This is a genomic window from Azospirillum sp. TSH58, assembly GCF_003119115.1.
In the GTDB taxonomy this organism is placed as follows: domain Bacteria; phylum Pseudomonadota; class Alphaproteobacteria; order Azospirillales; family Azospirillaceae; genus Azospirillum.
In genome coordinates this window covers 611,449-631,558 of record NZ_CP022364.1, presented here as the reverse complement: position 1 = coordinate 631,558, position 20,110 = coordinate 611,449, and the positions used below count along the sequence as shown (strand labels likewise).

Here is a 20,110-nt window from a genome sequence, read left to right as displayed (position 1 = left end):
AGCGGACGCGCCATGACAGGTATCGAACGGAGACGTCTGGCTGCACACATACGTGTGTACGTCTCTTACCTATTTCATATCTAAACATTTATCATCTGAATGTGACATGCGGTTTCACGCCGCGACATCGTTCAGGAACCGACGGCCCGCCGGCCTGTTTTTTGAAGGATTAAAATCAGAGTGGGCAGAAATGGCTGGCGGACTGACCAATTGGCTGGTCGATGTGATGCACACGATGAATTACGTGGGCATTTTCCTGCTGCTGGTCCTGGCGCGGGTCATCCCGCCGGTTCCGGCGGAATCGGTTATTCCATTGGCCGGAATCGCAGCGGCGCAGGGCGAGTACAATCTGCTCGGCGTCGCCTTGGCCGGTGGGTTGGGCTCGCTGGTCGGGCAGCTGGTCTGGTTTCTGCCCAGTCGGCTGATGGGCCGCGACCGGCTGGAAGCCTTTCTGAAACGCTACGGCCACTGGCTGACCATCCACCCCAAAAAGGTCCGACGAAGCACGGAGTGGTTCGGAAAGCATGGCGGGATCGCCGTCTTCCTGACCCAGCCGGTGCCGGGGGTGCGGACGTTGATCTCGATCCCGGCGGGGGCCTGCCGGATGTCGATCCCGCTCTACTGCCTCTATTCGGGGGCCGGGTCGATCCTGTGGACGCTGCTGCTCGCCTGGACCGGCTACATGCTGTCCCGCTGGCCCTTCGCGCACAGCCTGGTGGGCTACTTCACCGTGGGGCTGCTGGTGGTCCTGGTCGGGCTGTACCTGTACCGGCTGGTCAGCCATTTCCATGGCATCCGCCGCGCCCAGAAGTCCTCCGGAGGCGATCCGCCGGTGGCGGGGGCGCCGCTCAGCCCTTGAGGGCTCACCCCATGGCCCAGCCGGCCATGCCGGTGAAGGCCATGCCGAGCGCCCAGAGGCCGAAGGCCGCCAGCGCCACGCCCGTGCAATGGTTCAGCCGGGTCAGCCCGCGGTCGGAGATGCGGTGGCGCACGGCGGCGACGCCCATGGACAAGGTGAACCACCACAAGGACGCGCCGATGAAGACGCCGGCCACCAGCGTGGAGGCGTCCACCCGACCCAGATTGCCGCCCAGCCCGAAGCCGGCGAAGATGGCGATGAAGGCCATGATCGTCGCCGGGTTGGTCAGGGTCAGCGACAGGCCGGTCATGAACCCGCCGAGGAAGGAGGGCGTGTCGGGCGCGCTCGCGGCCTCGCGCTCCTCGTCCTCCGGCTTCTGGCGGAAGGTGCGGATGGCGACGACGATCAGGAAGATGCCGCCGACCAGCTGGAAGGCGATCTCATGCCCCTGCAGGAAGTCCAGCGCGGCGGAGACGCCGAAGGCGGCGATGGCGCCGTAGATGGTGTCGGCCACGGCGGCGCCGAAGCCGGTGAAGAAGCCCATCAGCGGCCCGTGCTGGAGCGTGCGCCGGATGCAGAGCAGGCCGATCGGACCGACGGGGGCGGCGATGGCGATTCCCAGGACGATGCCCTGCAGCAGCACCACCAGACCATGCACGCCGATCACCTCGTCCAATATGCGATTCCCCTCTCCGGCCCCTCCTCCGGGCAATGGCGGGCGTGATAGCGGGCCACCGCCCTTCCGTCAACCGGCGTCGCGGGCGGAGGTCACATACGGGCTGTGACCTGCGGCGGAATTCCCCCTGCCATGTGCCCCCTGTCACGGGGCGGGAGGAGCGGCTATCCTGGCCGCCACGACCCGGCAAGCGGGCGAACCGGAACGGGGAAGCGGAACGATGACGATGACGCGCATTCTGACCATTCTGGCCCTGTCGCTGACGGCGGCGACCGTTCCCGCCGCGGGCCCCGCCCTGGCGGCGGACGAGTTCATGCCGGCGGTGGTGTTCGACCAGGGCGGCAAGTTCGACAAGTCCTTCAACGAGGCGGCCTACAACGGGGCGGAGCGCTTCAAGAAGGAGACCGGGATCGTCTACCGCGAGTTCGAGATCACCAGCGAGAGCCAGCGCGAGCAGGCGCTGCGCAACATGGCGCGGCGCGGCGCCACCGTCATCACGGCGGTCGGCTTCTCCCAGTCCGCCGCCGTGGACAAGGTGTCGCGCGAATATCCGAACACGAAGTTCTGCCTGATCGACGACAAGCTGGACCTGCCCAACGTCCAGTCGGTGACCTTCAAGGAGCATGAGGGCTCCTTCCTCGTCGGCATGCTGGCGGCGCTGGCCTCGCAGAGCGGCAAGGTCGGCTTCATCGGCGGCATGGACATCCCGCTGATCCGCAACTTCCTGACCGGCTACGAGCAGGGCGTTCGCCATGTGAAGGCGGATGGGGAGGTCTTCACCAACATGACCGGCACGACCCCCGCCGCCTGGAACGACCCCACCCGCGGGGCGGAGCTGGCCAAGAGCCAGTTCGGGCGCGGCGCCGACGTGGTCTTCGCGGCGGCCGGCGCGACCGGGCTCGGCGTTCTCCAGGCCGCGGCGGACGGCGGCAAGCTGGGCGTCGGGGTGGACAGCAACCAGAACTGGATTCATCCGGGCAAGATCCTGACCTCGATGGTCAAGCGGGTGGACGTGACCGTCTACGACTGCATGAAGTCGGCCAAGGACGGCAACTGGACGGCCGGGCATCGCGTCGTCGGTCTGAAGGAGGAGGGCGTCGGCTACGCGCTCGACGAGAACAACCGCAAGCTGGTCACGGCGGAGATGGAAAAGGCCGTCGAGGAGGCCAAGCGGAAGATCATCGCGGGCGAGCTGGTGGTGAAACCGTATCAGCCGTGAGTGGTTGATCGGCGAACGGTTGCCCCCTCCCTAACCCTCCCCCGCTTCGCAGGAGAGGGGATATAGCCCCCTCTCCTGCGAAGCGGGGGAGGGAAGGGGCCCGCGGCGAAGCCGTGGGAAGGGTGGGGGCAAGGACCTTCCAATCATGAAAGTCCCCATGCCCCAACTTCCCCCCGCCCTGGAAACCCGCGGCGTCAACAAGTGGTTCGGTGCCAACCACGCCAACCGCGACGTGTCGCTGGCCGTGCCGAAGGGCACCATCCACGGCGTGATCGGCGAGAACGGCGCCGGCAAATCGACGATCATGAGCATCGTCTACGGCTATCTGCCCGCCGATGGCGGCACGATCCTGGTGGACGGGCGCCCGGTGGCGGTGCGCAGCCCGCGCGACGCCCTGGCCGCCGGGATCGGCATGGTCCACCAGCATTTCATGCTCGTCGATCCCTTTACGGTGCTGGAGAACGTGCTGCTGGGGGCGGAGGGCGGCGTCACCCTGGCCGCCGGGATGGCGCGGGCGCGGACCGAGCTGACCCGGCTCGCCCGCGACTACGGGCTGGAGGTGGACCTCGACCGCCCGGTCGGCGCGTTGCCGGTGGGCGCGCAGCAGCGGGTGGAGATCCTGAAGGCGCTCTACCGCGGCGCCGAGATCCTGATCCTCGACGAACCCACCGGCGTCCTGACCCCGCAGGAGACCGACCATCTCTTCCGCATCCTCCGCGCGCTGCGCGAGCAGGGGAAGACGGTCGTCATCATCACCCACAAGCTGCGCGAGATCATGGAACTGACCGACAACGTGACGGTCATGCGCCGCGGGCAGGTGGTGGCGAACGTCGCCACCGCCCGGACCAGCCGCGAGGAGCTGGCCGAGCTGATGGTGGGGCGCAAGGTGCTGCTGCGGGTGGAGAAGGCGCCCGTAACGCCCGGCCCCGCGGTGCTGGAGGTCTCCGGCCTGCGCGTGCGCGACGGCGCCGGGGTGGAGCGGGTGAAGGGCGTCGGGCTGACCGTGCGCGCCGGGGAGATCGTCGGCATCGCCGGCGTGTCGGGCAACGGCCAGTCCGAACTGCTGGAGGCGCTGGCCGGCATGCGCCCGCTGGCCGGCGGGTCCGTCCGCCTGCGCGGGGAGGAGCTGGCCGACCGGCCCGACCGTTTCACCGCGCGGGGCTTGCGCGCGCTCGGCGTCGGCCATGTGCCGGAGGACCGGCAGAGGGTCGGCCTCGTCACCGGCTTCGAGGCGCAGGAATGCGCGATCCTCGGCCATCAGGGCGAACCGGCCTTCAACGGGCGGCTCCTGATGGACCGCCGCGCCGTGTTCGACCGCTGCGCGGCGGAGATGGACGCCTACGACGTGCGCCCGCGCGACCCGCGCCTGCCCGCCGCCAACTTCTCCGGCGGCAACCAGCAGAAGATCGTGCTGGCCCGCGAGATCGAGCGGAACCCCGACCTGCTGCTGGTCGGCCAGCCCACCCGCGGCGTGGACATCGGCGCCATCGAGTTCATCCACCGCCGTCTGGTGGCCCTGCGCGACCAGGGCAAGGCGATTCTGCTGGTGTCGGTGGAGCTGGACGAGATCCGCGCGCTCTCCGACCGCATCCTGGTCATGTTCGACGGCCGTCTGGTGGGCGAGGTCGCCCCGGACGAGGCGGACGAGCGGCGCCTCGGCCTGATGATGGCCGGGGTGGCGGAGGCTGCGTAAGGCTGACCCCGAACGCTCCCGCTTGCGCTGGCCCGGTGCGCGGGGCACTTTCCTTGACGCCGGGACGCTCGAACCCTCCGGCTTGTGAACGGGAATCACCACGGATGGAGCCGGGATGGCGCAGGACGCGGCGCAGGGGGTGACGGGCCGGGGCTTCGACCGGCCGGGCGAGGTGCCCGGCTGGGTCGGCTATGCGCTTCTGCCGCTGCTGAACCTGCTGGCCGCCCTCGTCCTGTCCGGGCTGGTCATCCTGGTGATCGGCGAGAACCCGCTGGACGTGCTGGCGCTGCTGGTGACCGAGGCGGTTGGTTATCCCGAGGCCATCGGCTACACCCTCTACTACACGACCAGCTACATCTTCACCGGGCTGGCGGTCGCCATCGCCTTCCACTGCGGGCTGTTCAACATCGGCGGCGAAGGGCAGGCCTATCTCGGCGGGCTGGGAGCCGGGCTGGTCGGGCTGGCGCTGACCGGCTGGCCCTGGCCGGTGGCGGCGCTGGGCGCGGTGGCCCTGTCGGCGCTGTTCGGGGCGGCGTGGGCGGCGGTTCCCGGCTGGCTCCAGGCCAAGCGCGGCAGCCACATCGTCATCACGACGATCATGTTCAACTTCATCGCCGCCGCGATCATGACCTACCTGCTGGTCGACGTGCTGATCCGCCCCGGTTCGCAGTCGCCGGAAACGCGCGAGTTCGATCCCGGCGTCTGGCTGCCGACCATGGACCGGGCGCTCGGCTGGCTCGGCGTCGCCATCCCGGCCTCGCCGCTGAACCTGTCCTTCCTGTGGGCGCTGGCCTGCTGCGCGCTGTTTTACCTGTTCCTGTGGCGGACCCGCTGGGGCTACGAGATCCGCACGGTGGGGCGGAACGAGCGGGCGGCGGTCTATGCCGGCATCTCCCCGGCGCGGAACATCATCCTCGCCATGGCGATCTCCGGGGCGCTTGCCGGCTTCGTCGGCGTGAACGAGATCATGGGGGTGCAGCACCGCATCCTGCTGAACTTCACGGGCGGGGTGGGCTTCGTCGGCATCGCCGTGGCGCTGATGGGGCGCAACCATCCGGTGGGGATCGTCCTGGCGGCGCTGCTGTTCGGCGTGCTGGCGCAGGGGGGCGGTCAGGTGTCCTTCGAATACCCCACCGTGAACCGGGAGCTGGTGATGGTCATCCAGGGCCTCGTCATCCTCTTCGCCGGGGCGCTGGAGAACCTGTTCAAGCCGCAGGTGGAGGCGCTGTTCCGCCGCCGCGGCGGAGGAGCGGCGCATGGATGACGCCCTGCTCGTCGCCCTGCTGCTGACCGACGCCACCATCCGCGTGGCGACCCCGCTGGTGCTGGCCGCCTTCGCGGCGCTCTACAGCGAGCGGGCGGGGGTGGTGGACATCGGGCTGGAGGGCAAGATGCTGGCCGGCGCCTTCTTCGCCGCCGCAGTCGCCTCATCCACCGGCAACCCCTGGCTGGGCCTGGGCGCCGCCGTCGCGGCCTCGGTGGCGCTGGCGCTGGTCCATGGTTTCGCCTGCATCACCCACAAGGGCAACCAGGTGGTGTCGGGCATGGCGATCAACATCCTGGTCGCCGGGCTAGCGCCGACCCTGGCCTACGCCTGGTTCCGCCAGGGCGGGCAGACCCCGCTGCTGCCGGGAGAGGCGCGGTTGCCGCAGGTCCGTCTGCCGGGCGTGGAGGCGCTGTCCGCCATCCCGGTCCTCGGTCCCGTCTACCGGGAACTGATCGACGACGCCAACGTGCTGATCTGGCTGACCGTCCTGCTGGTGGTGGCGACCCATTGGGTGTTCACCCGCTCCCGCTTCGGGCTGCGGCTGCGCGCGGTGGGGGAGAACCCTTCGGCGGTCGACACGGCGGGCCTGTCGGTCACGCGGCTGCGCTATCAGGCGGTGATCATCACCGGGGTGCTGACCGGTATCGCCGGCGCCTATCTGTCCACCGCCCATGGCGCCGGCTTCGTGCGCGACATGACGGCGGGCAAGGGCTATCTGGCGCTGGCCGCGCTGATCTTCGGGAAATGGCGGCCCTGGCCGACGCTGTTCGCCTGCCTGCTGTTCGCCTTCACCGACGCCGTGCAGGTCCGCCTGCAGGGCGTGCCGCTGCCGGTGGTGGGGGTGATCCCGGTGCAGTTCATCCAGATGCTGCCCTATGTGCTGACCGTGCTCCTCCTCGCCGGATTCGTCGGGCGGGCGGTGGCGCCCAGGGCCAGCGGCGTCCCCTACGTGAAGGAGCGGTGATGGGCGTGCCGAACGAATCCCACGGCGCTTTGATCGCCGCCGCCCGCGACGCGATGGCGCAGGCCTACGCGCCCTATTCGCATTTTTCCGTGGGCGCGGCCATTCTGGGCGAATCCGGGCGCATCCACGCCGGGGCGAATGTGGAGAACGCCGCCTACCCGCAGGGCCAGTGCGCCGAGGCCTCGGCCATCGGGGCGATGATCCTGGCCGGGGACCGGAGCATCCGGGCGATCGTGGTGATGGGCGGCCAGTCCGGCGACGGGCGGTTGTGCACGCCTTGCGGCGGGTGCCGCCAGCGCCTGCGCGAATTCGCCAAACCCGACACGCCGATTCATGTCTGTGGACCGGAAGGGCTTCGTCGCACGTTTACGTTGGAGGAACTGCTGCCGCACTCCTTCGGTCCCGACAATCTCGACTTCTGAGGGGAACTGACCGTCATGACCGCCGCACGCGCCGCCGCGGAAATCCTGCACCGGGTCCCCGGCTTCCGCCCGCGGGTGGGGATCGTGCTCGGCTCCGGCCTGGGCGGCGTCGCCGACCGGGTCGAGGGAGCGACCGCCATGCCCTACGGCGACCTGCCTGGCTTCCCGCTGCCCAGCGTCGAGGGGCACATGGGCCGCTTGGTGCTGGGCCATCTCGGCGGCCAGCCCGTCGCCTGCATGCAGGGCCGCGTCCACGCCTATGAGGGCAACGGCTTCGACGCGCTGAAGACGGCGATCCGCGCGCTGAAGCTGGCCGGCTGCGACACGCTGGTGCTGACCTGCGCCGCCGGCTCGCTGCGGGTGGAGGTCGGGCCGGGGCGGCTGATGGCGATTTCCGACCACATCAACATGCTGGGCGCCAACCCGCTGACCGGCCCCAACGAGGACAGCTTCGGCCCGCGCTTCCCCAGCATGACCGACGCCTGGGACCCCGCCCTGCGCGCGTTGATGCGGCGCCGGGCGCTGGAGTTGAACATCGATCTGGTCGAGGGCGTGTACGCCGCCTATCCCGGCCCCTCCTTCGAGACGCCGGCCGAGGTCCGGATGTTGAAGGTCCTGGGGGCGGACGCGGTCGGCATGTCCACGGTGCCCGAATGCATCGTCGCGCGGCATTGCGGCCTGCGGGTCGTGGGCTGCGCGGTCATCACCAACCTGGGGGTGGGACTCGGCGACGGGCCGGTGGACCATGACCAGACCCTGCGCGCCGCCTCGGCCGCCGCCTCCGACCTGGAGCGGCTGCTGACCGGCTTTCTCGACGGGCTGAACGTACACGAAGGACGCCGGTCATGAAACTTCCCGCTGATCTGCAACGGGCGCTCGACACCGCAACCACCGTCAAGGCCGACTCCAAGGGGGCCGGCCGGGCCATTGGTCTGCTCGACCTGACCAGTCTGAACGACGACGACACCGACCAGACGGTGGAGGCGCTGTGCAAGCGCGCCGTCACCCCCGCCGGCAAGGTCGCCGCGGTGTGCGTCTGGCCGCGCTTCGTCAAGACCGCGCGCAAGGCGCTGAAGGGCAGCGGCGTGAAGATCGCCACCGTCGTCAATTTCCCCACGGGGGAGGCCGACGCGGCGGCGGTGGCGGCGGAGACCAGGGCGGCCATCAAGGACGGCGCGAACGAGATCGACGTGGTGCTCCCCTACCGCGCCTTCATCGACGGCGCCCGCACCCAGCCGATGAACGTGATCCGCGCCTGCCGCGAGGCCTGCGGGGCCGACGTGACGATGAAGGTCATCCTGGAATCCGGCTGCTTCCCCGAGCCGGACCTGCTGGCCTGGGCCGCCCGCGACGCCATCGCCGCCGGGGCGGATTTCCTGAAGACCTCCACCGGCAAGGTGCAGCCCGCGGCGACGCTGGAGGCGGCGGCGCTGCTGCTGCACGTCATCCATGAATCGGGCAAGCCGGTGGGCTTCAAGGCGGCGGGCGGCATCCGCGACGCCGACGGGGCGGCGGCCTTCCTGGCGCTCGCCACCGCGATCCAGGGCAAGGGCTGGGCCAAGCCGGACACCTTCCGCTTCGGCGCGTCGGCGCTGCTGGACTCGCTGCTCGCCACCGCCGGCCATGGCGGGGGCGGCAAGGGAGAGGGCGGCAAGGGAGAGGGCAAGGAGGGCAAGGAGGGCAAAGGGGACGGCAAGGGGGGCGGCGCGGTTGCCCAGCCGGCCACCGCCGGCTATTGATCCGCGCGACGGTTTGACCATGGAACGGACGCACGGATGCTTCCCCAGGAACTGATTCGCAAGAAGCGCGACGGCGCACGCCTCGACGCGGCGGAGATCGGCGCCTTCGTGCGCGGCATCACCGATGGCTCCGTCAGCGAAGGGCAGGCGGCGGCCTTCGCCATGGCCGTCTTCTTCCGCGGCATGACGCTGGATGAGCGGGTGGCCCTGACCCTGGCCATGCGGGATTCCGGGACGGTGATGCGCTGGGACCACCTCGACCTGCCCGGTCCGGTGGTCGACAAGCATTCGACCGGCGGCGTCGGCGACAAGGTCAGTCTGATCCTCGCCCCGGCGCTGGCCGCCTGCGGCGGCTTCGTGCCGATGGTCTCGGGCCGCGGGCTGGGCCACACCGGCGGCACGCTGGACAAGTTCGAGAGCATCCCCGGCTATCGCGCCAAGCCCGACCGGGCGACGCTGGAGCGGGTGGTGAAGGAGGTCGGCTGCGCGGTGATCGGCGCCACCGACGACATCGCACCCGCCGACCGCCGGCTCTACGCCATCCGCGACGTGACGGCGACGGTGGAAACCATCGACCTGCTGACCTCCTCGATCCTGTCGAAGAAGCTGGCGGCCGGGTTGCAGGCGCTGGTGATGGACGTGAAGTTCGGCTCCGGCGCCTTCCTGCCCGACATCGCCAAGGCGCGGGACCTGGCCGACAGCCTCGTCACCGTGGCCGAGGGCGCCGGGCTGCCCACCGTCGCCCTGCTGACCGACATGAACGAGGTGCTGGGCCTGACCGCCGGCAACGCGCTGGAGATGCGGGAGTGCATCGACATCCTACGCGGCGGCAGGGCCGACTCCCGGCTCTACGAGGTCACCGCCGCCCAGGCCGCCGAGCTTCTGGTGCTGGCCGGGCTGGCGCCGGACGTCGCGACGGGGCGCGCCCGGTTCGATCAGGCAATGGGCAGCGGGCAGGCCGCCGAGCGTTTCGCCCGCATGGTTCATGCGCTGGGCGGCCCGGCGGACCTGCTGGACGCGCCGGACCGCTATCTGGACGCCGCTCCCGTCGTCCGTCCGGTCTTCGCCGAGCGGGCGGGCGTGGTGGCGGCCATCGATGTGCGGGCGGTCGGCATCGCCGTGGTGGCCTTGGGCGGCGGGCGGACCAAGACGAGCGATCCCATCGATTTCGCGGTCGGACTGGCCGACGTCGCCGGGCTGGGCGCGTCGGTGGGGCCGTCCGGGCGTCCGCTCGCCGTCATCCACGCCCGCAGCGAGGCGAAGGCCGAGGAGGCGGCCGCGCTGCTCCGCCGCGCCTTCACCGTGGCCGACACCGCGCCGCCGGCCGGACCGCTGATCGCCGACCGCATCCGTCTGTAAGGGAGGGGTGCGTCACGCGGCGCGGCGCCCGTCCTCGGCCCGCCGCGCCCGCACCGGCCCGACCAGCGCCTCCGCGGCGAGGCGGCCCGAGATGACGCAGGCCTCCACCCCCGGACCGGGGAAGACCCCGCCGCCGGCGAGCAGCAGGCCGGGCAGCGGCGACTTGGCGGGAAGCGCCGGGTCGGTGCCGTAGATCGCGCCGTCCGTCGTGTGGGCGTAGCGGGCGAAGGTGGCGGCGCTGGCCTCCTGCCGGTGCAGGATGTGGCGCTCCAGATCCGGGATCACGGCCGCAGCCGCGGCGATCATGGCATCGCCCTCCCGCGTTTTCCGGGCGCGGTAGTCAGGGGCGGAGCGGTCCCAGGCATCGCCCACCGGGTCCAGCCGCATCAGCGTCAGCGCCGCGCAGCCCGGCGGCGCCAAGGTGGCGTCATGGGCGGAGGGCAGGGCCAGCGCCAGACCGGATTCTTGCAGAAAGGTCATCGCCGGCAGGTCCGGACGGATGTCCAGCGCCAACGTGACCATGAAGGCGGAGGTCGAAGGGCGCAGCGCCCGGCCTTGCTCCACGCAACCGGCGGGCAGGTGTTCCGCCCCCACCAGTTCCAGCAGGGTCCGCCGGGCGTCGGCGTTGGAAACCACCGCGGCGGCGGCGATTCGCTCCCCCTCCATGGTCTCGACCCCGGCGGCCTTGCCACCCTCGACCAGGATGCGGCGGACGGGGGTGCGCAGCCGGACCTCGCCGCCCTTTGCCCGGATGGACTCGACCAGCGCGTCGGCCAGCCGCTGCGATCCGCCCTCCGGATAGGCGCCGCCGTCGAAGACATAACCGAAGATCGGCGCCATCCGGGTGACGCCCAGCCGTTCCGGCCGGTCGGACAGATAGCCGGTCAGGCTGGACAGCAGGGCGCGGGCCCCGGCGTCGGGCACGTAACGCTCCAGCATCTCCAGAAAGCCGCGGTCCTGCCAGCGGAAGGCCTGCGGGCACTCCAGCGGATAGGCGCGCATGGCCGCGACGCTGCGCGGGATGTGGGGCAGGCCGGTCTCGGCGCAGCCGCGGTAGAGGTCGCGGTAGACCCCGCGCATCTCCTCCAGAAAGGCGGCGGCCCCTGCGGCGCTGTCCGGATGCTCGCGCGCGATCAGGGCGCCCAGCCCCGCGGCGTCGCCGGGCAGCGGCTGAAGAACACCGCCCCGGACGATGCCGCGGTTCACCGGCTGCCAGCGCACGCGGTCCGCCACGCCGACCGTGCGCAGCAGATGCCCGACCGGACCGTCCGCACGGGTGCCGCTGACGTCGTGCACCCCGGCGTCGAAGGTGAAGCGCCCGAAGGTCCCGTCGCGCATCCGCACCTTGCGGTCCCAGGAGGAGCAAAAGCCGCCCGGACGGTCGTGCGCCTCCAGGACGGTGACGCGGACTCCGGCCTCCGCCAGCAGGGCCGCCGCGGTCAGCCCGCCGATGCCGGCGCCCACGACGACGACACCATCCTTGTGTCCAAGGACGGCGGGCGCCGGCCAGCGGTGAGGCTCCCGCTCGGCCAGCCGGTGGGCGACGGCCCGGTTGACCAGCCAGTCCGGCAGACGGCGGTTCGCCAGCAGACCGGCCAGCGTGGCGAGCGCGGAGGCGGCGACGCCGACCTCGGTGGCGACGGCGAAGCCGGCGGCCCCGGCCAGGAAGACCATCCCCCACAACGCGGTGACCGCCTTGTTGACGGCGACGAACTGCGGCAGGTGCCACAGGCCGGGAGGCGTCGTCTCGCGGGCGTAGGGCAGGGTGAAGGGGCGGCCCAGCGCGAGCGAGGCGAAGGCCATGCCGGCCAGCGCGAGATGGACGACCACCCCCATATGTTCCAGCGGCCCGCTGAGGAGCAGCGCGGCGAAGAACGCGGCGGCGACCAGTTCCGGCGCCTTCAGCGAACCGCCTCGCCAGTCGTGCGCGCAGAGCGTCAGGCTGAGCAGCAGCGCCGCCAGCGCGGCCGCCGGATGGCCCGCCGGCTGCAGAGCGCCGAAGGCGATCCAGGGCGAGACGCCGACGAGGATGCGGAGCGATTGGGGCATCGGCTTTGACAGGAGCATGGCGGACCCTTGCGGTGATGGGGACGCCCGCCAGACTGTCCAAAGCATCGGACGGGGCCAGCGCCGATCCGCGAAAGGCCGGATTCGCTTCGCCAAACGCCCGCCCGGCGATTCACGAAGCGTGAAACGCCGGCCTCCCGTCCGGGCGGTGCGGCGCGGGCCAGACCTGCGGTTGCGGCATTGGGCAGGGTTCGGGTTGCTCATATACTGTGCAATCATGACCCAAGCCGCCGCCCTGCCCGCCGTTGCCCCCGCCGAAAGCAAGGATGACACCCGCCGTGCCATCGGCTGCTTCCTGCTGGCCATCTTCCTGTTCGCGGGCATGGACACGCTCATCAAGTATCTGAGCGGTGGGTATCCGGTGGCGCAGCTCATGTTCGCGCGGTCGGTGGTGGCGGTTGTCCTGGTCGGCGGCATTTCGGTGGCGCGCGGCGGCTGGGGCGGGATGCGCACCCGGCGGCCCTTCGCCCACGTCTTCCGCTCGCTGGCCGGGCTGCTGTCGATGGGCTGCTTCTTCTACGCCTTCAAGCATCTGCCGCTGGCCGAGGTCTATGTGCTGAGCTTCGCCGGGCCGCTGTTCATCACGGCGCTGTCGATGCCGCTGCTCGGCGAGCCGGTGGGCTGGCGGCGCTGGGCGGCGGTGCTGGTCGGCTTCGGCGGGGTGGTGGTGATGGCCCGACCGGAGGCCGACGCGCCGCTCCTGCCGATCGTCGTCGGCGTGGCCGCGGCCTTCTTCTACGCGCTGGCGATGATCGCGGTGCGCGGCCTGTCGCGGACGGAGAGCAACACGGCCATCGTCGTCTATCTGTTGCTGACCACGACGGTGGTGAGCGGGGTGGCGGCGATTCCCGACTGGGTGCAGCCGGGCGGGTTCGACCTCGGGCTGATGCTTCTGGTCGGCACGCTGGGCGGGGCGGCGCAGGTGCTGATGACCCAGGCCTTCCGCCTCGGCCGCGCCGCGGTGGTGGCGCCCTTCGAATACACGGGGATGATCTGGGCGACCCTGCTCGGCTTCCTGGTCTTCGGCGACGTGCCGACCCCCACCGTGCTGGCGGGCGCGGGGATCATCATCGCCAGCGGGCTCTACATCCTCTATCGGGAAACGCGGCGCCGCGGCGGCTGACGACGGGTCAGGCGGCGGCGGGAAGCGCCGGGCAACCATCCATGACGCGCGGAGCGTCCGTCAGGACGACGATCCGGCTGCGCTCCAGCACGCGCCGGATCCGCGGCGGGTGATTGTCGAAGGCGATGGCGCCGCCGCGGTCGAGCACGGCGTTGCGGAGCGCCAGCAGAATGCCGATGCCGCAGGAATCGAGGAACTCCACCCGCCCCAGATCGACGCGCAGGGTCACGGCCCGCGCGTCCGCGACGCGGCGGAGCAGGGGCGTCAGGCCGGGCAGGGCGGCGTGGTCGATCCGCCCCGACAGGACGGCGCGCAGCCCGCATCCGCCCTGCGGCGTGGCGAAGGGGTGCAGGGTGACAGTGCTGTGCGACGGAGTGGGCCGCATCCTTCGTGACGACTTTCCTGGTGGGGCGACGGTCCGGCGCGGGCCGGGAGCGGCGGAAGGAACCACGGGAAGCGCGACTCTCTCGTGTCTGCTGCGTTGCAAAATTGTGAAAAGGCGCCGGGCCGCCGCTTGACAGCCGGGCGCCGGGCTCACACTGTGCACACGAACGGCTGGGGTGCCTGCCGCAAGGCGGGCTGAGACCACACCCATCGAACCTGATCTGGGTCATGCCAGCGAAGGGAGCCAAGCGTTCGAGGCTGTGCCGCCGCCATTCCCCTGGCCTCCTCGTCCTCGCGCGGTTCCCCGCCGGGCAGGAGGAGACACATTGATGCGGCGCTTCCTTTCCATCCTCTCGGCAACGGCTATTTCGGCGGTCTTCGCGGCGTCGCTCCCGCCGGGCGCGGCGCGGGCCGGCGAGGCCTCGATTCCGGTGCTGGTGCCGCTGACCGGCTTCCTGTCGCTGGAGGGCACGAGCCAGCGCAACGGCGCCGTCCTGGCGCTGAAGGACGCGCCCGCGGGTGTGGCGGTGCGGTCGGAGGTCATCGACACCGGCACCTCGCCGGAGGCCGCGGTCACGGCGCTGGAGCGCGCGGCGGGCGGCAAGGTCACGGCGGTGGCGGCCAGCATGCTGGGCACGCAGATGCTGGCGATGCTGCCGCTGGCCCAGGACTACGGCATTCCGCTGGTCACCGTGTCGGGCACGGCGAGCATCACCGAGCAGGGCAACCCGTGGGTCTTCCGCTTCTTCCCCGGCGACGCCGTGACCAAGGAGGCCCATGCCCGCTATGTGGCGGAGGAGCTTGGCAAGAAGCGTCCGGCGGTGATCTACCAGACGACCGCCTACGGGCAGAGCGGCAAGGCCCATCTGGAGCAGGCCTTCAAAAAGCTCGGCGTCGAGCCGGTGTTCGAGGAGGGGGTGGACCCCGCCGCCAAGGATCTGCTGCCCGTCCTGACCAAGGCGCTGGCGGCCAAGCCCGATGTGCTGGTGCTGCACCTGCATTCCGGCCCGACCGCCCTGTTCATCCGGCAGGCGGCGGCCAACGGGGTGGCCGTGCCGATCGTCGCCGGCTCCGCCATGCACCAGCCGAGCACCGCGGCGCTTCTGGAACCGGCCGAACTGAAGGGCGTCTGCGCCGAGACGGCGGCCTCGCCGATCTCCGGCGGCAGCCCGGAGGTGGAGGCCTTCACCGCCGCCTACCGCGCCGCCTTCAACGCGGAGCCGGATGCCTTCGCGCTCGGCCAGTATGACGGCATCCGCATGGTGCTGGCGGCGGTGCAGGACGGCGCGGGGAACGCGGAGGCGGTGCGCAAGGCGCTGTCCGCCGGGACCCACCAGGGGCTCGCCATGACCTACCGGTCGGACGGCAAGGGCAACATGGCGCATTCCGCCGTGATCGTCTGCTACGACGGCGCCTCGCGCGTGCCGGCGATCGCCAAGCGGTACGACAACGTGACCGGCGTGGTGAGGTGAGGGGGTCTTGATCACCCTGCAGCTCCTCGTCAACGGCCTGGCTCTGGGCGCGGCCTATGCGCTGGTCGCGCTCGGCTTCGTGCTGGTGCTGAACGCCACCGCGGCGGTGAATTTCGCGCAGGGCGACCTCGTGATGGCCGGCGGGCTGCTCGCCGTGGCGCTGGCACCGCATCTGCCGGCTTATCTGCCGCTGCCCGGGCTGCTCCTGCTGCCGGTGGTGCTGGTGCTGATGGCCGGGCTGGGGCTTCTGCTGGCGGCGGCGGCCTATCTGCCGCTGCGCCGCCGCCCGCCGGTGGCGGTCTTCATCAGCACCATCGCGGCGGGAATCATCCTGCAGAACGGCGCTTCCGTCCTGTTCGGGCCGGAGCCGCGGGCGGCACCGCCGCTGCTGAGCGGGGGGACGCTCGACATCGGCGGGCTGGTGGTGGCGGAGCAGTCGCTGGCCATCATCGCCGTGGCGGCGCTGCTGATCGCCGGGCAGCAGTGGCTGTTCGGGCGGACCCAGCTTGGCCGCCGCCTGCGCGCCACGGCCCAGGACCCGGAGATGGCGCGGGCCTGCGGCGTGCCGGTGACGGCGATGATCCTGGTCACCTTCGCGCTGGGCACCGCCTTCGCCGGGGCGGCGGGGCTGCTGCTCGCCAACCGCTACTTCGTCACGCCCACGGCGGGCGGCGACCTGATCCTCAAGGCCTACATCGCCGTGACCATCGGCGGCTGGGGCTCGGTTCCCGGAGCAGTGGCCGGCGCGCTGCTGATCGCTCTGTTCGAGGTGGGGGTGTCGTCGGTGCTGTCCTATCCGGTGGCGCTGGGGCTGCTCTATGCGACGCTGCTGGTCATCCTGGTCGCCCGCCCGCAGGGGCTGTTTGGCGAGGCGGCGCGGCGCCGTGCTTAGGGGCGTGCGCAAGTGGCGGGCGCTGGCCCCCACCCTGACCCTCCCCCGCTGGGCGGGGGAGGGGATCGGGGTTGCGGTTCTGGTGGCGTACGCTCTGCTGTACGCGTCGCCGTACGGGCTGCGCGTGCTGACCGTGGCGGGGGTGTACGCGCTGGCCGCCATCGGCTTCCAGATCGTGTTCGGGCTGGGGGGTGCGCTGTCGCTGGCCCATGGCGCCTTCTTCGGGATCGGGGCCTACGCCACCGGCATCCTGGGCAGCCAGTGGGGGTTCGGCTTCGCGGCGACCTTCCCGGTGTCGCTGCTGGTGCCGCTGCTGCTGGCCCTGCTGGTCGGGCTGCCGGTGCTGAGGCTGGAGTCACACTATTTCGCCCTGGCGACGCTGGGCATCGCGCAGGTCGTCCATCTGCTGGCGGTCAACAGCCCCGGTCTGACCGGCGGCGCCAACGGCCTGCCGGGGGTGCCGGGAATCGTCCTGTTCGGCTGGGCGGTGCCGCGCGGCCTGCCGCTGGCGGCGGTGGTCTGGGGCTTCGTGGCGCTGGGCGGGCTGCTGGCCTGGAGGCTGGCACGCGGGCGCTGGGGGCGGGCGCTGACGCTGGTGCGCGACGACCCGCTGGCCGCCGGCACGCTGGGTCTGGACGTCGGCGGGCTGCGGCTGGCCGCCTTCGCGCTGAGCGCCGTCTATGCCGGGGCGGCCGGGGCGCTGGCCGTGCACACCCAGCGCGTCGTCTCGCCGGAGGTGCTGGAATTCCCGATCATGGTCTCCGTGCTGACCATCGCCGTGGTCGGCGGGCGGGGGCGGGTGGCCGGGGCGATCCTGGGGGCGGTGCTGCTGCTCCACCTGCCGGAGTGGTTCCGCTTCCTGGAGCGCAGCTATCTGATCGTCTACGGCGTGGCTCTGCTCGCCACCATCGTGTTGGCGCCGCATGGGCTGACCGGGCTGCTCGACCGGCTGTTCCCGGCCCGTCCAGTCCCCTTGCCGACGCCCGCAGCGCCGCCGGAAACGGCCATCCCGACGGGTCCTCTGCTGCGGGTGGAGGGGCTGACCAAGGGCTTCGGCGGGGTGCGGGCGGTGGACGGCGTGTCGCTGACGCTGGAGGCCGGGACCATCACCGGGCTGATCGGCCCCAACGGCTCCGGCAAGACGACGTTGGTCAACCTGATCTCCGGCGTTGAGGCGCCGGACGGCGGGCGCGTGCTGATGGGCGGGACGGATCTGGCGGGGAAAAGGCCCGACCGCATCGCCCGCGCCGGGATCGCCCGCACCTTCCAGGCGGTCAGCCTGCCGGAGGGCGCCAGCGTCCTGGCCGCCGTGGCCGCAGCGCGGCTGGAGCGCGACGGCTCGATCGCCCAGGCCGAGGCCCACGCCCTGTGGGCGCTGGAGCGGCTGGGCGCGGCGGACTTGGCTGCAAGGCCCTGCGCCGGCCTGCCGGCGGCGCTGCGCCGCCGGGTGGAGCTGGCCCGCGCGCTGGCCCGCCAGCCGGCCGTCCTGCTGCTCGACGAACCGGCGGCGGGGCTGACCGACGGGGAGAAGGCGGAACTGGCCGGTCACCTGCGCGCCATCGCCGCCACCGGCACCGCGCTGCTGGTGGTGGAGCACGACATGGGCTTCCTGCTGCCGCTCGCCGGCCATGTGCTGTGCCTGGACCAGGGGCGTCCGCTCTACGCCGGCCCGCCGGAGGGCGTGCGCACCGACCCCGCCGTGGTCGCCGCCTATCTGGGGGAGGGGGCGTGATGGGAGAGCCCCTGCTGCGGGTCGAGGGGCTGACCGCCGGCTATGGCGGGGCGGTGGCGGTGGACCGCCTGTCGCTGTCCGTGGCGGCGGGGGAAGCGGTGGCCCTGCTCGGCGCCAACGGGGCGGGCAAGTCGACGCTGCTGAAGGCCATCCTCGGCCTCGTCCCGGCGACCGGCGGGCGGGTCTGGCTGGCCGGGGAGGAGATCGGCGCCCTGGCCCCGGAACGGCGGGTGCGCCGCGGCCTGGGCTATGTGCCGGAAGGCCGGCGCGTCTTCCCCGGCATGAGCGTGCGCGACAATCTGGAGGTGGCGAGCTGGCTTGGCCGCACCGAGCGCGCCAGTGACCTGGAGCGCGTCTTCGCCCTGTTCCCGGCGCTGGAGGGGAAGGCCGGGGAGCGGGCGTGGCGGCTGTCCGGCGGACAGCAGCAGATGCTGGCGGTGGGCCGCGCGCTGATGGGCCGCCCGCGCGTCCTGCTGCTCGACGAGCCGTCGCTCGGCCTGTCGCCCAAGCTGGCCGGGGAGGTCTTCGCCGCCGTCCGCGCCATCGCCGCCGCGGGAACCACGGTGCTGGTCGCCGAGCAGAGCGCCGCCCGCGCCCTGTCCGCCGCCGGGCGCGTCGTCCTGCTGCATCTTGGCCGGGCGGTGCATGACGGGCCGGTGGAAAGCCTTCCCGCCGACGCGCTGCGCGACGCCTTTCTGGGGGGCTGATCCGCGGTCGCAGGGTGGCGCCGGACGCAATTCGGCATTGCGGCAACAGGCCGGGATCTTTGTCGTGACTTTCTCGTCTTGCGCTTGCCGATCCCAAATGGCGGGGCTAGCTTCCGGCGTCGCCCTGCCCGTAAGGATTACCTCTGCCATGTTGGACAAAGCCGTCGCTGCTGCACTCTCCTCCCTTCTTCTGCTGGGCGCCGCCGCCGCCCATGCCGATGGGGCGCAGGTGGCGGAGCTGGTCCCCGTCAACCCGCCGACCATGTATTACCCCGCCCCATCCTCCGGACCGGCGCCGGCGCCCCGCACCGTCGCTCCGTCGGCGCCGTCGGCTCCGGCCGCCGCCGATCCGACCGAGAAGACCGGCCCGGCCGAGCTTGAGGACGGATGGGAGGGCGGCCCGTCGCGCGACCGCGACGGCAAGTTCGCCTATTGCGCCATCGAGGGCCGCTTCGACACCGGCCATGTCCTGATGATCGCGCGCAACGTCAAGGGCGAGGTCAACCTCGGCATGGGCATCCCGGGTGCCGAGCTGCCGGGCGGCGAGCAGTGGAAGGTCAAGGTCGTGGTGGACGGCAAGCTGACGCGCGAGCGCCGCGCGCTGGCGCCCAAGCCGGACATGCTGGTCATCCCCAACGGCAAGGACGAGGAACTCTACACCGCCCTGATGAACGGCAAGGAGGTGGTCTTCGCCTCCGACGCCGACCGCATGGCCTTCGCGCTGAAGGGCACCAAGAAGGTGCTCACCGACCTGAAGACCTGCGTGGACAAGGCCGGCGCCGTTCCGCCCATCGACACCCGCACCAAGAAGGTCGCGACCCGCCCCGACGAGCTGCCGGAAGGGCTGGCCGACCTGCTGAAGGCGGCCGGCGTGCGCGACGTCAAGCGCGTGTCGCTGGAGAATGTGCCGAAGGGCGAGCGGCCCGCCGACATGGCCTGGCGCATCGGCCCGATCGTCGGCGGCATCCGCGAGCGGATGGTCGAGGAGGGCTCCAAGCTGGAGGATCTGTCCGCCGGCTACGTCGACGCGATGAAGAAGCGTTGCGAGGGCGGCACGCCGACCGCGTCGCTGAGCGCCGTCGAGGACCTGCCCGGCCTGATGCTGCGCACCGGATCGGTGGATTGCGCGCTGAAGGAGGGCAAGATGCACGTCTCGCTGACCTTCTTCCTGTCGCCGGGCCGCCTGTTCACGATCCTGTTCCACGAGGCGCAGGAGGCCGACATCGGGCTGGCCGACAAGGTGCGCGACAATCTGGCGGAGGTGCTGCGGCGCCTCGCCGTCAACCCGCCCTCCGCCCAGCCGTCTGCCGCCCAGCCGTCTGCCGCCCAGCCGTCTGCCGCCCAGCCGTCCGCCCAGGCGCCCGCCTCTCCGGCGCCGGCGCAGACGGGCAAGCCCTAAGGGGGTAGGTCCGCGCTCCGCGGTTGACGGCGCGGAGGCAGGGCACACATTGACCGGCATGCCGGACGACATGACGGGAATCCGGGGCGCCGCGGGGGACGCGGCCGGCGCCCTGACAAGAGCACGCAACCCCGGC

The 20,110-nt window shown here is 71.6% G+C and carries 18 protein-coding genes and 1 riboswitch; of the genes, 15 read left to right on the top strand and 3 right to left on the bottom strand.

Annotated elements, in window-relative coordinates; translation table 11 throughout:
* Positions 1 to 190 precede the first annotated feature (190 nt).
* A complete protein-coding gene (locus tag TSH58p_RS06555) occupies positions 191 to 859 on the top strand; it encodes a DedA family protein (RefSeq protein WP_109071772.1) in 669 nt (222 codons plus the stop codon).
* 4 nt (positions 860 to 863) lie between these two features.
* Here TSH58p_RS06555 and TSH58p_RS06550 read toward each other — a convergent pair whose 3' ends face one another.
* Entirely contained in the window at positions 864 to 1,526 is a 663-nt protein-coding gene (locus TSH58p_RS06550; RefSeq protein ID WP_247874234.1) for a LysE family translocator, read from the bottom strand.
* Between the two features lie 229 nt (positions 1,527 to 1,755).
* On the opposite strand from TSH58p_RS06550, the gene TSH58p_RS06545 reads away from it, so the two are divergent.
* The 8 genes from TSH58p_RS06545 to deoA all read left to right on the top strand — a co-directional run bounded on the left by TSH58p_RS06545 (position 1,756) and on the right by deoA (position 10,198).
* Positions 1,756 to 2,754 carry a BMP family protein gene (locus TSH58p_RS06545; protein ID WP_109071770.1) on the top strand — a complete coding sequence of 333 codons (999 nt, stop codon included), beginning with the start codon at positions 1,756 to 1,758 and terminating at the stop codon, positions 2,752 to 2,754.
* Between the two features lie 157 nt (positions 2,755 to 2,911).
* The gene (locus TSH58p_RS06540; protein WP_109071769.1) at positions 2,912 to 4,447 is read left to right on the top strand and encodes an ABC transporter ATP-binding protein; all 1,536 of its coding nucleotides are present in this window, start codon (positions 2,912 to 2,914) and stop codon (positions 4,445 to 4,447) included.
* A 115-nt stretch (positions 4,448 to 4,562) separates the two neighbouring features.
* A complete protein-coding gene (locus TSH58p_RS06535) occupies positions 4,563 to 5,711 on the top strand; it encodes an ABC transporter permease (protein WP_109071768.1) in 1,149 nt (382 codons plus the stop codon).
* A complete protein-coding gene (locus TSH58p_RS06530) occupies positions 5,704 to 6,678 on the top strand; it encodes an ABC transporter permease (RefSeq protein ID WP_109071767.1) in 975 nt (324 codons plus the stop codon). Before TSH58p_RS06535 ends, TSH58p_RS06530 begins: the two co-directional genes overlap by 8 nt.
* A gap of 5 nt (positions 6,679 to 6,683) precedes the next feature.
* Positions 6,684 to 7,100 carry a cytidine deaminase gene (cdd, locus tag TSH58p_RS06525; protein WP_256380058.1) on the top strand — a complete coding sequence of 139 codons (417 nt, stop codon included), beginning with the start codon at positions 6,684 to 6,686 and terminating at the stop codon, positions 7,098 to 7,100.
* A gap of 15 nt (positions 7,101 to 7,115) precedes the next feature.
* Positions 7,116 to 7,949: a purine-nucleoside phosphorylase gene (locus tag TSH58p_RS06520; protein WP_109071765.1), complete on the top strand. Its 834-nt coding sequence runs from the start codon at positions 7,116 to 7,118 to the stop codon at positions 7,947 to 7,949.
* Positions 7,946 to 8,839: a deoxyribose-phosphate aldolase gene (gene deoC / locus TSH58p_RS06515; RefSeq protein ID WP_109071764.1), complete on the top strand. Its 894-nt coding sequence runs from the start codon at positions 7,946 to 7,948 to the stop codon at positions 8,837 to 8,839. Before TSH58p_RS06520 ends, deoC begins: the two co-directional genes overlap by 4 nt.
* 36 nt (positions 8,840 to 8,875) lie before the next feature.
* Positions 8,876 to 10,198, top strand: coding sequence for a thymidine phosphorylase (deoA, locus tag TSH58p_RS06510; protein WP_109071763.1), 1,323 nt, complete (start codon positions 8,876 to 8,878; stop codon positions 10,196 to 10,198).
* 12 nt (positions 10,199 to 10,210) lie between these two features.
* Here deoA and TSH58p_RS06505 read toward each other — a convergent pair whose 3' ends face one another.
* Entirely contained in the window at positions 10,211 to 12,265 is a 2,055-nt protein-coding gene (locus TSH58p_RS06505; RefSeq protein WP_109071762.1) for an NAD(P)/FAD-dependent oxidoreductase, read from the bottom strand.
* Positions 12,266 to 12,482: 217 nt separating this feature from the next.
* Here TSH58p_RS06505 and TSH58p_RS06500 point away from each other — a divergent pair, with 217 nt between their 5' ends.
* Positions 12,483 to 13,388 carry a DMT family transporter gene (locus TSH58p_RS06500; RefSeq protein WP_109071761.1) on the top strand — a complete coding sequence of 302 codons (906 nt, stop codon included), beginning with the start codon at positions 12,483 to 12,485 and terminating at the stop codon, positions 13,386 to 13,388.
* A gap of 7 nt (positions 13,389 to 13,395) precedes the next feature.
* Here the strand turns inward: TSH58p_RS06500 and TSH58p_RS06495 are convergent, their stop codons facing one another.
* Complete coding sequence (locus TSH58p_RS06495) at positions 13,396 to 13,773, bottom strand: STAS domain-containing protein (RefSeq protein ID WP_109071760.1); 378 nt, start codon at positions 13,771 to 13,773, stop codon at positions 13,396 to 13,398.
* A gap of 161 nt (positions 13,774 to 13,934) precedes the next feature.
* A riboswitch (TPP riboswitch) is annotated at positions 13,935 to 14,032 on the top strand.
* 69 nt (positions 14,033 to 14,101) lie between these two features.
* On the opposite strand from TSH58p_RS06495, the gene TSH58p_RS06490 reads away from it, so the two are divergent.
* From TSH58p_RS06490 to TSH58p_RS06470, 5 genes are all read left to right on the top strand, one after another.
* A complete protein-coding gene (locus TSH58p_RS06490; RefSeq protein ID WP_109071759.1) occupies positions 14,102 to 15,244 on the top strand; it encodes an ABC transporter substrate-binding protein in 1,143 nt (380 codons plus the stop codon).
* 7 nt (positions 15,245 to 15,251) lie between these two features.
* Positions 15,252 to 16,136, top strand: coding sequence for a branched-chain amino acid ABC transporter permease (locus tag TSH58p_RS06485; protein WP_109071758.1), 885 nt, complete (start codon positions 15,252 to 15,254; stop codon positions 16,134 to 16,136).
* Complete coding sequence (locus TSH58p_RS06480; RefSeq protein WP_247895519.1) at positions 16,129 to 17,868, top strand: ATP-binding cassette domain-containing protein; 1,740 nt, start codon at positions 16,129 to 16,131, stop codon at positions 17,866 to 17,868. Before TSH58p_RS06485 ends, TSH58p_RS06480 begins: the two co-directional genes overlap by 8 nt.
* Positions 17,868 to 18,575, top strand: a complete 708-nt coding sequence (locus tag TSH58p_RS06475; RefSeq protein WP_109072147.1) for an ABC transporter ATP-binding protein — start codon at positions 17,868 to 17,870, stop codon at positions 18,573 to 18,575. Before TSH58p_RS06480 ends, TSH58p_RS06475 begins: the two co-directional genes overlap by 1 nt.
* A 148-nt stretch (positions 18,576 to 18,723) precedes the next feature.
* A complete protein-coding gene (locus TSH58p_RS06470) occupies positions 18,724 to 19,974 on the top strand; it encodes a hypothetical protein (RefSeq protein ID WP_109072146.1) in 1,251 nt (416 codons plus the stop codon).
* Positions 19,975 to 20,110: the final 136 nt, after the last annotated feature.